Source organism: Allobrachymonas denitrificans DSM 15123, assembly GCF_900110225.1.
In the GTDB taxonomy this organism is placed as follows: domain Bacteria; phylum Pseudomonadota; class Gammaproteobacteria; order Burkholderiales; family Burkholderiaceae_C; genus Brachymonas; species Brachymonas denitrificans.
In genome coordinates this window covers 1,075,913-1,090,398 of the sequence record NZ_FOCW01000001.1, presented here as the reverse complement: position 1 = coordinate 1,090,398, position 14,486 = coordinate 1,075,913, and the positions used below count along the sequence as shown (strand labels likewise).

Annotated in this window: 13 protein-coding genes; 5 read left to right on the top strand and 8 right to left on the bottom strand. The window is 64.0% G+C overall.

Annotated elements, in window-relative coordinates; all coding sequences use genetic code 11:
- Positions 1 to 116 precede the first annotated feature (116 nt).
- From coaBC to BMW28_RS05060, 4 genes are all read right to left on the bottom strand, one after another.
- Positions 117 to 1,376: a bifunctional phosphopantothenoylcysteine decarboxylase/phosphopantothenate--cysteine ligase CoaBC gene (gene coaBC / locus BMW28_RS05075; protein WP_234969982.1), complete on the bottom strand. Its 1,260-nt coding sequence runs from the start codon at positions 1,374 to 1,376 to the stop codon at positions 117 to 119.
- A 10-nt stretch (positions 1,377 to 1,386) separates the two neighbouring features.
- Positions 1,387 to 1,851, bottom strand: coding sequence for a type II 3-dehydroquinate dehydratase (gene aroQ / locus BMW28_RS05070; RefSeq protein WP_091814619.1), 465 nt, complete (start codon positions 1,849 to 1,851; stop codon positions 1,387 to 1,389).
- Between the two features lie 46 nt (positions 1,852 to 1,897).
- Positions 1,898 to 2,344, bottom strand: a complete 447-nt coding sequence (gene rnhA / locus BMW28_RS05065; protein WP_091814617.1) for a ribonuclease HI — start codon at positions 2,342 to 2,344, stop codon at positions 1,898 to 1,900.
- Between the two features lie 80 nt (positions 2,345 to 2,424).
- On the bottom strand, positions 2,425 to 3,198 hold the full coding sequence (locus BMW28_RS05060; protein WP_234969981.1) for a class I SAM-dependent methyltransferase: 774 nt from the start codon (positions 3,196 to 3,198) through the stop codon (positions 2,425 to 2,427).
- 173 nt (positions 3,199 to 3,371) lie between these two features.
- On the opposite strand from BMW28_RS05060, the gene gloB reads away from it, so the two are divergent.
- Complete coding sequence (gene gloB, locus BMW28_RS05055; RefSeq protein WP_091814609.1) at positions 3,372 to 4,178, top strand: hydroxyacylglutathione hydrolase; 807 nt, start codon at positions 3,372 to 3,374, stop codon at positions 4,176 to 4,178.
- A 34-nt stretch (positions 4,179 to 4,212) separates the two neighbouring features.
- The gene (locus tag BMW28_RS05050) at positions 4,213 to 6,153 is read left to right on the top strand and encodes a transglycosylase SLT domain-containing protein (RefSeq protein ID WP_091814607.1); all 1,941 of its coding nucleotides are present in this window, start codon (positions 4,213 to 4,215) and stop codon (positions 6,151 to 6,153) included.
- Between the two features lie 74 nt (positions 6,154 to 6,227).
- Here BMW28_RS05050 and BMW28_RS05045 read toward each other — a convergent pair whose 3' ends face one another.
- Together BMW28_RS05045 and BMW28_RS05040 are read right to left on the bottom strand one after the other, a co-directional pair.
- Positions 6,228 to 6,629, bottom strand: a complete 402-nt coding sequence (locus tag BMW28_RS05045) for an MAPEG family protein (RefSeq protein ID WP_091814604.1) — start codon at positions 6,627 to 6,629, stop codon at positions 6,228 to 6,230.
- Entirely contained in the window at positions 6,622 to 7,086 is a 465-nt protein-coding gene (locus BMW28_RS05040) for an HIT family protein (protein ID WP_091814601.1), read from the bottom strand. The genes BMW28_RS05045 and BMW28_RS05040 overlap by 8 nt, the downstream gene beginning before the upstream one ends.
- Positions 7,087 to 7,278: 192 nt before the next feature.
- Between BMW28_RS05040 and BMW28_RS05035 the strand changes: the two genes are divergently transcribed.
- Both BMW28_RS05035 and BMW28_RS05030 read left to right on the top strand, forming a co-directional pair.
- Entirely contained in the window at positions 7,279 to 7,800 is a 522-nt protein-coding gene (locus tag BMW28_RS05035; RefSeq protein WP_159430717.1) for a YceB family lipoprotein, read from the top strand.
- 93 nt (positions 7,801 to 7,893) lie between these two features.
- On the top strand, positions 7,894 to 8,502 hold the full coding sequence (locus tag BMW28_RS05030) for an SAM-dependent methyltransferase (RefSeq protein WP_091814595.1): 609 nt from the start codon (positions 7,894 to 7,896) through the stop codon (positions 8,500 to 8,502).
- A gap of 97 nt (positions 8,503 to 8,599) precedes the next feature.
- Here BMW28_RS05030 and BMW28_RS05025 read toward each other — a convergent pair whose 3' ends face one another.
- Positions 8,600 to 12,556: a DUF3683 domain-containing protein gene (locus BMW28_RS05025; protein ID WP_091814592.1), complete on the bottom strand. Its 3,957-nt coding sequence runs from the start codon at positions 12,554 to 12,556 to the stop codon at positions 8,600 to 8,602.
- 152 nt (positions 12,557 to 12,708) lie between these two features.
- Positions 12,709 to 13,059 carry a hypothetical protein gene (locus tag BMW28_RS05020; protein ID WP_091814589.1) on the bottom strand — a complete coding sequence of 117 codons (351 nt, stop codon included), beginning with the start codon at positions 13,057 to 13,059 and terminating at the stop codon, positions 12,709 to 12,711.
- 106 nt (positions 13,060 to 13,165) lie between these two features.
- Between BMW28_RS05020 and hemA the strand changes: the two genes are divergently transcribed.
- Entirely contained in the window at positions 13,166 to 14,437 is a 1,272-nt protein-coding gene (gene hemA / locus BMW28_RS05015; RefSeq protein ID WP_091814586.1) for a glutamyl-tRNA reductase, read from the top strand.
- Positions 14,438 to 14,486 lie beyond the last annotated feature (49 nt).

The window sequence follows — 14,486 nt, the reverse complement described above, 5'->3', positions numbered from 1 at the left end:
CAGCCACGGATTGGCGGAAACGCGCCACTCGGCTCAGCACATGAGGCTACAGCCCGTCAAGCGCGCAGCGATTCCGGCAGCTACAAGGCGCACCGCTCGAAGCAGCCTAGCCGCCCTCAAGCCCGCTGCGTATCCGGCAACCTGCGCGCAATCTCGCTGACCAGCTGCTGCGCCAGCACTCGCTTGCTGGCGTGCGGCAGCTCGGTGGTGCCGTGATCGTCGATCAGCAGCAAGGCATTGTCATCCTTGCCGAAGGTGGCGGGGCCGATATTGCCCACCAGCAGCGGCACCTGTTTGCGCAGGCGTTTGGCCTGGGCATTGGCTTCCAGGTCATGGCTTTCGGCAGCAAAGCCCACGCAATACAGCGTACCGGCCTGCGCCTGGGCAGTACGCGCCACGGTGGCGAGAATGTCGGGGTTCTCGACAAACTGCAGGGCCGGCGGCTGGCCGCTTCCGTCCTTCTTGAGCTTTTGCTCCGATACATTCGCCGTGCGCCAGTCGGCCACCGCGGCCGTGGCGATGAAAATGCCGTATTCAGGCAAGCTGCGCTCCACCGCTTCCAGCATCTGTTGGGCCGACTGCACATCGATGCGTCGCACACCCTCAGGCGTGGGAAGATGCACCGGGCCGGCCACCAGCGTGACCCGCGCGCCCGCTTCCTGCGCCGCACGTGCAATGGCAAAGCCCATCTTGCCGCTGGAATGGTTGGTGATGCCGCGCACCGGATCGATGGCCTCGAACGTGGGGCCGGCCGTGACCAGCACCTGCTGGCCAGCAAGCACCTTGGGCGCAAAACTGGCCACGATCAGGTCGTGCAGTTGCTGCGGCTCCAGCATGCGACCATCGCCAATCTCGCCACAGGCCTGTTCGCCGTGGCCCACGCCCATCACCTGCGCGCCATCCTGGACGATCTGTGCCAGATTGCGCTGAGTGGCGGGGTGCGCCCACATCTCCCGATTCATGGCCGGGGCCACCAGCAGCGGCTTGCCGGCAGGACGCGCCAGACAGGTCAGGCTGACCAGTTCGTCCGCCCGTCCCTGCGCCAGCCGCGCGATGAAGTCGGCACTGCAAGGCGCCAGCACGATCACATCGGCCTCGCGGCCCATGCGGATGTGCGGCATGTTGTCAGGGCTGCGTGCATCCCACTGGCTCAGCACCACGGGTCGGCCCGAAAGCGCCTGCATGGTGACCGGCGTGATGAACTGGCAGGCAGCCTCGGTCATCATCACCTGCACCGTGGCACCGCTCTTGATCAGCAGCCGGCACAGTTCGGCCGACTTGTAGCAGGCCACGCCGCCAGTCAGTCCCAGCAGCACATGGCGGCCATTCAGTTCCCCAGGGGCAACGCCCAGCATGACGGGAGTGCTTGATTCCATGGTGGTCTCCTCAATACTGCCAGTGCTGCAGGCCGTCAATGGCCAGCGCGTAGCCCTGCACGCCCCAGCCGCACATCACGGCCCTGGCAACGGGCGAGATATAGGAATGGTGGCGGAACGCTTCGCGTGCAAACACATTGCTGATGTGCAGTTCCACCAGCGGCACACCGGTGCCCTTGATGGCATCCATCAGCGCGATGCTGGTATGGGTATAGGCCCCTGCATTGAGCACCACCCCGGCCAGCTGTCCCGCAGCGTGCAGGCGTCCGGCTTCATGGATGGCATCCACCAGATCGCCCTCGTGGTTGCTCTGGCGAAAATCCAGCGCCCAGCCGTGGCGCTCGCAGGCCGTGCGGCACAACTGTTCCACATCGGCCAGCGTGGCAGAACCATAGACAGCGGGCTCGCGCGTGCCGAGCAGGTTGAGGTTGGGGCCGTTGAGGACGACCACGGTCCTGGAAGCAGCAGATGTCATGTCGGGAACCATCATCAATCGATGCGCAGATGATACCCCGAGGCGGCTAGCGCCCCAGCACCTGGTCCACGCCCTTGTTGGCCAGGGCATCGGCCTTTTCGTTGCCCGGATCGCCGGCATGGCCGCGCACCCAGTGCCATTCGATCCTGTGGATGCCCCCATGCACCAGAGCATCGAGCTCCTTCCACAGTTCGGCATTCTTCACCGGCTGCTTGCTCGCCGTGACCCAGCCCTTCTTCTTCCAGCCGTGGATCCATTCGGTAATGCCCTGACGCACATATTGACTGTCCAGGTACAGCGCCACCCGGCACGGCCGCTTGAGCGCCTGCAGGCCGCGGATCACCGCCATCAGCTCCATGCGGTTGTTGGTGGTGTTCAGCTCGCCGCCATACAGCTCCTTGCTGTGCGGTCCTGACTGCAGCCACACGCCCCAGCCTCCCGGCCCGGGGTTGCCCTTGCAGGCTCCATCGGTATAGATGGTCACGTTATCCATGGCACCTGTTCTCTTTGTTTGTTGTTGCTGGTCTGGCCCGACTGCACCCGAACGAAGGCAGCCTGGCCGAAGGTGCAAGATTATGGCCGCGTACGGGGCGTCTGGGCCGATGGCTGAGCACGATGCGTGGCATGCCGCTCGCCCTGCGCCAGCGGCACGGTACTGCGCGCCTGCTTGGCGACCTTCCAGCGCGGCTGGATCATGCGCACGCCACGCACGCGCTTGACCGCCTCGATGAAGTACACCCCGCCCAGAATGGGCCACCAGCGGTCACCCGCATGCTCCATCCAGCGCAGGCGTTCGTACCAGGCCTCGCTGCGCAAGCCAGGGCGGTAGCAGCCAAAGCGCCCTCCATCCACCTCCAGATTGAGCAGGCGCAGCCAGTCACGCAGGCGGCGATGCCCGATCAGGTCGTCGATATCCGGAATGAAGGCAGGCGCGCCACTGCCCATGCGTTGTGCCAGCACGCTGCGCCACTGCTGCGTGCCCCACAGGCTGACCGGATTGAAACCAATCACGATCAGGCGCCCTTCCGGCACCAGCACACGTTCCACTTCACGCAGGGTGGCGTGCGGGTCGGCACTGGCTTCCAGCGTATGGGGCAGCACCACCAGATCCAGGCTGTTTTCGGCAAACGGCAATGCCATGGGCTCGACTACCAGACTCAGGGGAATCTGCCCTTCGTGCGCCAGATCACCAATGCAGACGTCAGCATCCAGCTCATCAGCCAGTGTGGCATCCACCTCTTGCGGCACTTCCACCGGCAAGCCATGATCGGCTGCCAATGCAGGCTCCAGCGTGTCGATGCCGGCCAGCCAGCGCCGCTTGACGCGGCTGTTGCGTAGCAAGGGCAAGGTTTCTCCGCCAATTTGCAACGCATGGTAACCAAAGCAGTCTGCCACCGCCTGATCGCAATGCCGCAGCTCCCACTCCCGCAAATAGCGACCCGCGGGGGTGTGGAACCATTGCGCCAAATCTATAATCTGCTCCGACATGCCCTGAATTGAACCTTCCTCGGACACTCCCAATGAACCTGGTGCCCCTGCCCGTCCTGAACGACAACTATATCTGGATCCTGCACGACGGCGCTTCCGCCCTGGTGGTTGATCCGGCAGTGTCGGAACCGGTCGTGGCAGCGCTGCAGCAGCAAGGCCTGCGGCTGGATGCCATCCTGATCACGCACCACCATGCCGACCATGTAGGCGGGCTGGATGCCCTCTACCAGGCTTGTGGCCACAGCGGTACGCAAGTGTACCTGCCAGTTGCCGACGGCCTGTCTGCGGGGCAGTTCCCGTCCGTACCGCAGCAGGCGATGCACTGGGTATCCGGGGGCGACACAGTTGCTGCACTGGGCGTGGATTTCCAGGTGCTGGATATTCCCGGTCACACTGCGGGGCATGTCGGCTACTTTGCTGCGGCACCTGCCGGGCAACAGCCCATCCTTTTCTGCGGCGATACCCTCTTCTCCGGCGGCTGCGGTCGCCTCTTCGAGGGAACGCCGGCGCAAATGCACCATTCGCTCTCGCTGCTGGCCGCACTCCCGGCTGCAACGCGCGTGTGCTGTGCGCATGAGTACACTCTGTCCAACCTGCGTTTTGCGGCAGCCGTCGAAGCCGGCAACAGCGATCTGCAGGCCTATACGCATCACTGCGAAGCCCTGCGCGCGCAGGGCGTTCCGACTGTTCCGTCCACCATCGGCCAGGAACTTGCCATCAATCCTTTCCTGCGGGTGCATGAGCCTGCGGTGCAACAGGCTGCCCTGCAGCAGGACGCCGCCGCCACTGACCCGGTACAGGTCTTTGCCGTGCTGCGCGAGTGGAAGAACCGCTTCTGACCCGCGCGCCGGCACGACTCCGAGATTCCCCTTCATGTTTTTCCGTTATGTGATGAGCCTTTGCGCCATCGCCGTGCTGGCAGGCTGTGCCACCGGCGGGGGCCAGAACGCCGGCTCCGTCGGCATCCGCATGTCCGATGTGGATGGCAATGTCTTCAGCGGCAAGAGCTCCAGCCGCTTCGGCCTGAGCAGCCCCAACGACATGTGGGAGCGCGTGCAACGCGGCTTCTCCATGCCCGATCTGGACAACGCCATCGTGCGCGACCGCGAAGCCTGGTACACACGCAACCCCAACAGCGTGAGCCGCATGCTCGGCCGCTCCGACAAGTACCTGTTCCATGTGGTCGAAGAACTGGAGCGCCGCCGCATGCCGACCGAACTGGCCCTGCTGCCTTTCGTGGAAAGCGCCTTCAACCCGCAGGCCGTGAGCAGTGCCAAGGCTGCCGGCATGTGGCAGTTCATTCCCAGCACGGGCAAGCAGTACGAACTGGCCCAGAACCGCTTCCTGGATGACCGCCGCGACGTGCTGCGCTCCACCCGGGCAGCAATGGACTACCTGCAGCGCCTGTACACCATGTTCGGCGACTGGCACCTGGCCCTGGCGGCCTACAACTGGGGCGAAGGCAATGTGCAGCGCGCCATCAACCGCAATATCGCTGCGGGCCGCGGCACCAGCTACGAAGAGCTGAACATGCCGCAGGAAACGCGCCAGTACGTACCCAAGCTGCAGGCGCTCAAGAACATCATCCGCAACCCGGCCACGTTCAACACGGCGCTGCCCAACGTCGCCAACCATCCCTATTTCGACCAGGTCAAGATCTCGCGCGACATCGACGTCAGCATGGCGGCGCGTCTGGCCGAGATCAGCGTGGATGATTTCAAGGCGCTCAACCCCTCGCTCAACAAGCCGATGGTGATTGCCTCGCTCACGCCGCGCATCCTGCTGCCCTGGGAGGCCGCCCCCCGTTTCCGCGAGAATCTGGCGCGCCTGGGCAACAACCGCCTCGCCAGCTGGACGCTGTGGACTGCCCCCACCACCATGACGGTGGCCCAGGCGGCAGAACAGGTGGGCGCCACCGAAGAGCAGCTGCGCGAGATCAACCGCATTCCCCCGCGCATGATGGTGCGCGCCGGCTCGTCCCTGATGGTGCCGCGCCCGGACTGGCACAACACGGAAATTTCCAGTGCGGTTGCCAGAAGCAGCAGCATCAGCTTTGCCCCCGAAGTCGTGCTGCGCCGCATCACGCTGAAAGCGCAGGACGGAGACACCATTGCCAGCTTCGCGGCGCGCGTCGGCGTGCCTGCCCAGGACGTCGCCAGCTGGAACCGGACTTCCACCAATGCGTCGCTCGAAGCAGATGAGGCCGTGGTCCTCAACCTGCCGCAAACGCAGGCAAGCCGCCTGCTGAACCAGCAGCGCGCGGAAGAAGCGCTGGCCGCGCGCGCTGAACGTCTGGCGCAACGCCAGCGTCAGCGGGAAGAATCCATTGTGCGGGTGTCCTCACGCAAGAGCAGCGCCCGCACACGCGATGCGGAAAAGGAAGCGGATACCCGCCCGGCACGAAGCAAGGCAAACCGCAACGAAGAGCCATCCGCGCGTGGCAAGGCCGCGAGCCGTGAGGATGAGCGCACGACACGTCGTGGCAAAAATGCCCCGAAAGAGGATGCCCGCCCCGTCAAGGAGAAGGCCGCAGCTGACGATTCCCGCACCGCCAAAGGCAAGCCGGTCCGTGACGATGCACGCAGCAAGCGCCGCGCTGATCCGGAAGACAGGCCCGAGCGCAAGGACGCAAGCCGCGCGTCCGACAAGGCAGCCAATCGCCGTGCCAAGGGAGCGGAAGAAGCCCCTGCCAAGGCACGCAGCGCAGCGAGCGACAAACCCGGCAGGAGCGGGAAAAACGCCGACAAGCCGGCGAAAGATGCCAGGACATCCGGCAAGGAAAAGAACGACAAGCCGGCCCGCAAAGGAAAGTGAACTGGCCTGCAGGGGAGCCATCCCCTGCGATCTGGCCGGGAAGAACGGGGCTGCCAGTGCAGCCCCGTCTCACATCAGAACGCCGCGAGCAGCAGAATGGCCACATTCACCCCGAAGGCAGCGGTCCAGACCAGGCTGCGCAAGGTCGCCTTGTCGACGACATAGCACCATACATACACCACGCGCAGCAATACGAACGCGATGGCCAGCAGGTCGATCCAGGTCTGGTTGGCCTGCAACTGGTGCGCAATAAGCACCGCGCCGATGAAAAACGGCAATACCTCAAAGCCGTTTTGCTGGGCTGCATTGGCCCGCGCTGCGGCCCCTCGCTGCTGCTCCAGCCAGGCACGCGGATCGCTGTTGTCGAAGCCCCCGCTGTCGCGGGCGCCAATCTTCTTGGCGATGCCGGCACTGACAATCGGCAGCAGCGACGCCGCCAGCACCATGCCGTAGGCCCAGGTAAAACCGTCAGCCATGAGACTCTCCCGCCTTGAAATGGGCCTCCAGCTCGTTTGCCAGCGCCTGCTCCAGCACTGGCAACACCTGCTCCACAGCCCGGATGTTGGGAGCGGGCGAGTCCCTCAACGCAGCGCCCCACACGGGGTTGGGAAAATGACTGTCCCAGTCAAAGCGCGCAATCACGTGCCAGTGCAGATGCGGCACCACGTTGCCCAGGGTGGCCAGATTGATCTTGGTCGGCTGCAGATGCTCGCGCAGCAACTTTTCGACCAATGTGACCGCTTCCATGGCGTGCTGGCGCTCTTCGGCGGCCAGATCACTCCACTCGGCCACGTGACGGTTGCAGATCAGGCGGTAGAAGCCCGGAAACGCGGCTTCACCAGCATGCACCAGCCGCCATCCTTCAGAGCGCCAGACCAGCCGGCCCCCATCCTCCCTGCACAGGATGCAGTCCTCCGTCTGTATCGCACTCATCGCTTTCTCCGCTGGTACAAATGGATGCAGACGCAACGCCCTGAGGCGCACGCCCGACGCGTTCCTATCTTAATATGCGCACACAAGACTGCCACTGCATGACGCAGCAGAGACCCACACACCACGATGCCACTGCCAATACCCTCACTTCCCCGTCGCCACCTGATTTCCGCTGCTGTTGCCGCAGCCGGCATGCTTTCCGTTACCGGCTGCTCCGGCATGTTCTCCGGCGAGCAGACAGTTTTCATCGATGGCAGCAAGCTGCAGCAGAAGCTGGACACCCGTTTTCCCGTCGACAAACGCCTGCTGGGCATGTTTGACGTGACGGTGAGCAATCCCCGCCTGAGCTTCGATCCCGCCGCCAACAAGCTGGGGACGCGCCTGACACTGGCCACTCCTGCCGTATTCGGCCTGATGCCTGCCATGAAAGGCAATGTGGATCTGGCCTACGGACTGCGCTACGAACCGAGCGATCACAGCGTGCGCATGACCAATGTCGAGGTCAAATCGGTCGACCTGAAGGACGAAAAAGGCCAGGGCAACAGCCGCGCCAACAATGCGCTGGCCATGGTCGGCGAGCAGATGTTCCAGGATTACACGCTGTACAAGTTCACCGCATCCGATCTGGAGAAGGCCAGCAAGTACCAATACACCCCGACAACAATTACGGTTAAGCGTAATGGTGTCGACGTGCTTCTCGTGCCGCGGAAATAATGCGGGATGAATGTCCGGCAGCACCGGACCAGGGCACAGGCGGGCGTGAGGCCCGCTTGCCGTTTGGACAACACCTCTATTGCAGGAGTACGCATGAATTTCTGGGACCAGAACTACAGCGCCGTGGATGGCTACAAGTACGGCGAAGCCCCCAACGCCTTCTTGCGCGAGGAGGCAGCGCGACTGGACAGTCCCTCACGCATTCTGGTTCCCGGAGATGGCGAAGGCCGCAATGGCGTCTGGCTGGCCGAACAGGGCCACGCCGTGCAATCCATCGACAGTTCCGCAGTGGGCCTAGCCCGTGCGCGTGACCTCGCGCAGCGCCGGGGCGTTGCAATCGACACGGTACAGGCCGATCTGGCCAGCTGGCAGCCCGAACCAGCCAGCGCCGACGCGGTGGTGATGATCTACCTGCACCTGCCCCCGGCACTGCGCCCTGCCGTGCATGCCAAGCTGGTACAGGCACTCAAGCCTGGCGGCTTGCTGCTGCTGGAAGCCTTCCACCCGAAGCAGCTCGGGTACAGCAGCGGCGGTCCCAAGGATGAAGCCATGCTCTACACGCTGGACATGCTGCGCGCCGACCTTGCCGATGGCATGGAAGAAGTCATGGCCGAAGAAGGCCCGGCCACCCTGGACGAAGGCCCCGGTCACCAGGGGCCGGCATGGGTGACGCGCTGGATCGGCCGCAAGATCGCGGCATAAGGTCACCCTCCTCCTTCCATCTGTCAGGACATTACAAAGAAAAAGGCTGGAGAAGCTTTCGCTTCTCCAGCCTTTACCGTCTGCGCCGCGTTCCGGCTTACACCAGCACGCGCTCGATGCCACCCGCATTGGCGGCATCGACATAGCCCTTCATCCAGTCCTCGCCGAGGATCTGGCGCGCCATCTCCACCACGATGTAGTCGGCTTCCATCAGGCCATTGGGCAGATCCTCGTTGTAGCGGCTCAGACCCTGGAAGCAGCTCGGGCAGCTGGTGAGCATCTTCACCTTGGGATCGCCGTTACGCAGGGTCGGAGCCGTCAGGCCATTCTCCTGCTGCAGCTTGGCCAGTTCCACGGCGTTCTTGCGGATCTCTTCCGTCTTGCGGAAGCGCACCTGCGTGGAGATGTCCGGTCGGCTGACACCCAACGTACCCGACTCGCCGCAGCAGCGATCGCTCTTCACCACAGCATCACCCAGCAGGCCCTTGACGGTCTTCATGGGGTCCTGCAGCTTGAGCGGCGTGTGGCAGGGATCGTGGTACAGATAGCCTTCCGGCTTGGGCAGCGTGATGCCTTTTTCCAGCAGGAACTCGTGGATGTCGATGATGCGGCAGCCCGGGAAAATCTTCTCGAACTCGTAATCCTGCAGCTGGTCGTAGCAAGTACCGCAACTCACCACCACGGTCTTGATGTCCAGGTAGTTGAGCGTGGTGGCCACGCGGTGGAACAGCACGCGGTTGTCGGTGATCATCTTCTCGGCCACGTCGAACTGGCCGGCGCCGCGCTGCGGGTAGCCGCAGCACACATAGCCCGGCGGCAGCACGGTCTGCACGCCGGCATGCCACAGCATGGCCTGCGTTGCCAGGCCGACCTGGCTGAACAGGCGCTCGGAGCCGCAGCCCGGGAAGTAGAACACCGCTTCGCTATCCACCGAGGTGTTCTGCGGATCGCGGATCACCGGCACGTACTGGCGATCCTGGATATCCAGCAGCGCACGGGCAGTACGCGTCGGTAGGCCGCCCGGCAACTTCTTGTTCACGAAGTGGATGATCTGCTCCTTGACCGGAGCCGTGCCTACCGTGGCCGGCGGACGCGCAGTCTGGTGGCGCCCTGCCACCTTGAAGAAGTCCACTGCCGCACGCTGCGCCTTGAAGCCGACGTTCACCATGCCGGCACGCAGCAGGTTGATGGTGGACGGCTCGGTCGCGTTCAGCATCAGCATGGCCGCCGACTTGCCGGGACGCGTGCTCTGCTGGCCCATCTTGCGCAGCAGGTTGCGCATGTTCATGGAGACATCGCCAAAGTCGATGTCCACCGGGCACGGATCGAAACACTTGTGGCACACCGTGCAATGCTCGGCCACGTCCTCGAATTCGCTCCAGTGCTTGATGCTGATGCCGCGGCGCGTCTGCTCTTCGTACAGGAAGGCTTCGACCAGCAGCGAAGTTGCCAGAATCTTGTTGCGCGGGCTGTATAGCAGATTGGCGCGCGGCACGTGCGTGGCGCACACCGGCTTGCACTTGCCACAGCGCAGGCAGTCCTTCACGCTGTCGGCAATCGAGCCGATATCGCTCTGGCGCATGATGATCGACTCATGCCCCATCAGGCCAAAGCTGGGCGTATAGGCATTGCTCAGGTCGGCCAGCGCCGTGGTGCCTACGTAGACAGCACGCTGTTTCTCGCTCATCACCACCGGACGCAGCAGCTTGCCCTTGTTGAAGCGGCCTTCGGGGTCGATGCGCGCCTTGTAGTCGGCAAACGGCGCGAGTTCCTCGTCCGTCAGGAATTCCAGCTTGGTGATGCCGATGCCGTGCTCGCCGGAAATCACGCCGTCGAGCGAACGCGCCAGCGCCATGATGCGCTTGACCGCCTCGTGGGCCAGCTGCAGCATGTCGTAGTCATCGCTGTTGACGGGGATATTGGTGTGCACGTTGCCGTCACCCGCGTGCATGTGCAGCGCCACCCAGACACGGCCCTTGAGCACGCGCTGATGCACCGCATCCACTGCCTCCAGCAGCGGCTTGAACACTTCGCCGCTGAACAGGGTATGCAGCGGGTTGCGGATCTGCAGCTTCCAGCTGGCACGGAGGCTGTGGTCCTGCAGGGCTTCGAAATGCTGGTCAATATTGTCCAGCCAGTTTTGCCACAGGGCACGTACGCCGGTGATCAGCGCACGGGCTTCGCGCACGCGCGTCGCCAGCATGTCGGCCGGATCGCCGGGTTCCATGGAGGCAGTTTCGGCATCGAACTTGCCCAGCGGCAGATGCGGCTGCTCGAAGAACTCCAGCAGTTCATCGGCCAGGCGGATCTTGTTGCGCAGGCTCAACTCGATGTTGATGCGTTCGATGCCATCGGTGTACTCGGCCATGCGCGGCAGCGGAATCACCACGTCCTCGTTGATCTTGAAGGCGTTGGTGTGGCGACTGATGGCGGCGGTACGCTTGCGGTCAGCCCAGAACTTCTTGGCCGCTTCGCGCGTGGTGGCGATGAAGCCCTCGCCGCTGCGGCTGTTGGCGATGCGCACCACTTCGCTGGTGGCACGGGCCACGGCGTCGGGATCGTCGCCCACGATGTCGCCGATCAGCACCATCTTGGGCAGGCCGTTGCCGCCCAGTTCGCCAGTGGCGCCGCGCTTGCTCTTGGTGGCATAGCCCACGGCCTTGAGGTAGCGGTCGTCCAGATGTTCCAGGCCGGCCAGCAGCACGCCGCTACGCTTCTGTTCCTCGAACATGTAGTCGCGGATCTCGACGATGCTGGGCACCGCCAGCTTGGCGCTGCCGAAGAACTCCAGGCAGACGGTGCGGCTGTGCGCCGGCATGCGGTGCACGATCCAGCGCGCGCTGGTGATCAGGCCGTCACAGCCCTCCTTCTGGATGCCGGGCAGACCGCTCAGGAACTTGTCCGTCACGTCCTTGCCCAGACCTTCCTTGCGGAAAGTGGCACCGGGGATGTCCAGGCGTTCGGTGCGGATCGGCGTCTTGCCGTCCGCTTCGAAGTAGCGCAGCTCGAAGCTGGCCACGTCCACGTCGTGGATCTTGCCCAGGTTGTGATTGAGTCGGTGCACTTCCAGCCATTGCGCATCCGGAGTCACCATGCGCCAGCTGGCCAGGTTGTCCAGCGCCGTGCCCCACAGCACGGCCTTCTTGCCCCCGGCGTTCATGGCAATGTTGCCGCCGATGCAGGACGCCTCGATGGAAGTCGGGTCGACCGCAAACACGAAGCCGGCACGCTCGGCGGCCTCTGCCACGCGGATGGTCACCACGCCGGCGCCGCTCCACACGGTAGGTACGGGCTCGGCCACGCCGGGCAGCTGCACCATCTCGACTTCGGTCACAGTGTCGAGTTTTTCAGTGTTGATGACCGCGCTCATCCACGTGAGCGGAATGGCGCCGCCGGTATAGCCGGTACCGCCGCCACGCGGCACGATGGTCAGGCCCAGGTCCACACAGCCTTTCACCAGGTCGGCCATTTCGGCCTCGGTATCGGGCGTGAGCACCACGAAGGGATATTCCACGCGCCAGTCGGTCGCGTCAGTCACGTGGCTGACGCGGCTCAGGCCGTCGAACTTGATGTTGTCCTTCTGCGTCAGCTTGCGCAGACGGCGCAGCACCTTGTCGCGCAGGTCGATCGTCACGCCGAAGGAGCGTTCGAAACTGTTGACGGCCTCATGGGCCAGCGCCAGCACTTCGCCCACGGCGTCGTCACGCACCTTGTCGATGCTGCCGGTGCGGCGCTTCTCGATCTCGCCCAGACGGTGACGCATGGCCTCGATCAACTGGGCACGGCGCTTGGGGTTGTCGAGCAGGTCGTCCTGCACATACGGGTTGCGCTTGATCACCCACATGTCGCCCAGCACCTCGTAGAGCATGCGGGCGGATCGGCCGGTTTCGCGCTCGCCGCGCAGCGTGTTCAGCAACTCCCAGCCATGGCGGCCGAGCAGACGCTCGACGATCTCGGCGTCGGAGAAGCTGGTGTAGTTATAGGGAATTTCGCGAATACGCTGGGCAGCGTGCTGGAGGGCCAGCACGTTCTTGTGCAAAACGGGAGCGTTCATGGGCAGGTAAAGCCTCGTCGGCGCGCCAGAAAACTGGCCCTGGCGCGTGGTGGAAGGAGCACGAGTACGAATTTTAGTCCAGTAGGGACTGTCCCTACGGCATGTGGGACATGCGATGCGTTCAAGGCATGCCCGGCAACAGCACTGTGGTGTTAATGCCGCGTTGTATCACCCTGGTGCCAGGGCGCAACGGGCAATTCTTCTGCTTCGGCAACCGGTGCTTCGCGGCGGCGGAAGTGGCGCAGCAGCCATTGCTGCATGCCGCCCATGCCCAGCGCCAGCGCCACGTAGGTGAGCATGCCGCCGTCGCGCTGCAGCAGGAGCATGCCCAGCAGCAGGATCAGCACGCCAGAGACGAACAGCCACAGCCACTCACGCTGCCAGCGCAGCGTGACATCGCGGCGCCGGGCCAACACACGGTGCGTCAGCAACAGCAGACTGGCCAGCCAAATGGCAGGAAGCACAAAGTTGAACAGGTGATTGAAGAGGGCAAACAGTCCCATGGACAAGGGTTTCCGCGCAAACGGGAGCAAAAAGTACACGCCTGCCCTGCTGGAGTCTAGAGCGTCGTCAAGACAGGCGGCCAGCTTCGATTTTATAATCCCTGCCATGTCAGTCTGGGCTCTAGGCATCAACCACCACACCGCACCGCTGGATTTGCGCGGCCGCTTCTCGTTTGCGGTCGACCAGATGGGTCCGGCCCTGCACGGCTTGCGCCAGACTTTTGCGCAGCATCCCGAAGCAGCCATCATCTCCACGTGCAACCGCACCGAGGTGTACTGCGCGAGCGACCGCGTCGATATCGACCACACGCTTGCGTGGCTGGCCCGCGCGGGCAATGTGCCCGAGCACGCGCTTCGCGACTACACCTACACGCTTCAGAACGACACCGTGGCACGCCATGCCTTTCGCGTGGCCAGCGGGCTGGACAGCATGGTGCTGGGCGAGGCGCAGATCCTCGGCCAGATGAAGGATGCCGTGCGCGCCGCCGAGGCCGCCGGCAGCCTGGGCACCACGCTCAACCAGCTGTTCCAGCGCAGTTTCTCCGTGGCCAAGCTGGTGCGCAGCAGCACCGAAATTGGTGCGCACAGCATCAGCATGGCCGCCGCGGCCGTGCGTCTGGCTTCGCAACTGTTCGAGGACCTGAGCCAGATCCGCATCCTGTTCGTGGGCGCCGGCGAGATGATCGAACTGGCCAGCACCCACTTTGCCGCGCGCAATCCCAAGCAGATGGTGATTGCCAACCGCACCATGGAACGCGGCGAAGCACTGGCCAACCGCTTCGGCGCCAGCGTAATGAAGCTGGCCGACATTCCCGAGCGTCTGCATGAATTTGATGCCGTGGTGAGTTGCACTGCCAGCACCCTGCCCATCATCGGTCTGGGCGCTGTCGAACGCGCGCTCAAGAAGCGCCGCCATCGCCCCATGTTCATGGTCGATCTGGCCGTGCCGCGCGATATCGAGCCCGAAGTGAAGGCACTGAACGACGCCTATCTCTACACCGTGGACGACCTCGCCACCGTGGTGCAGACCGGCCAGGCCAACCGCCAGGCAGCCGTGGCGCAAGCCGAAGCCATCATCGACGAAGGCGTGCGCAACTTCATGCACTGGCTGCAGCAGCGCGACCCCAACTACGGGGCCGTGTCGCTGATCCGCCAGGTCAACCAGCGCGCCGACGAATGGCGCGAAATGGAAATCGCCAAGGCACGCAAGCGCCTGGCCAAGGGCGATGATGTGGAGGCTGTGCTGGAATCGCTTTCCCGTGGCCTGACGCAGAAAATGCTGCACGGCACGATGAAAGAGCTGCAGAGCACGGAACTGTCGCGCCAGGTGCAGGCCGCAGAGACCGTGCAGCGCCTGTTTTTGAACAAGCAGCGCTAGCTATCCCGCGTACACGGGCGGCCAACCTTGGCCGCCTTTTGTCTGCGCG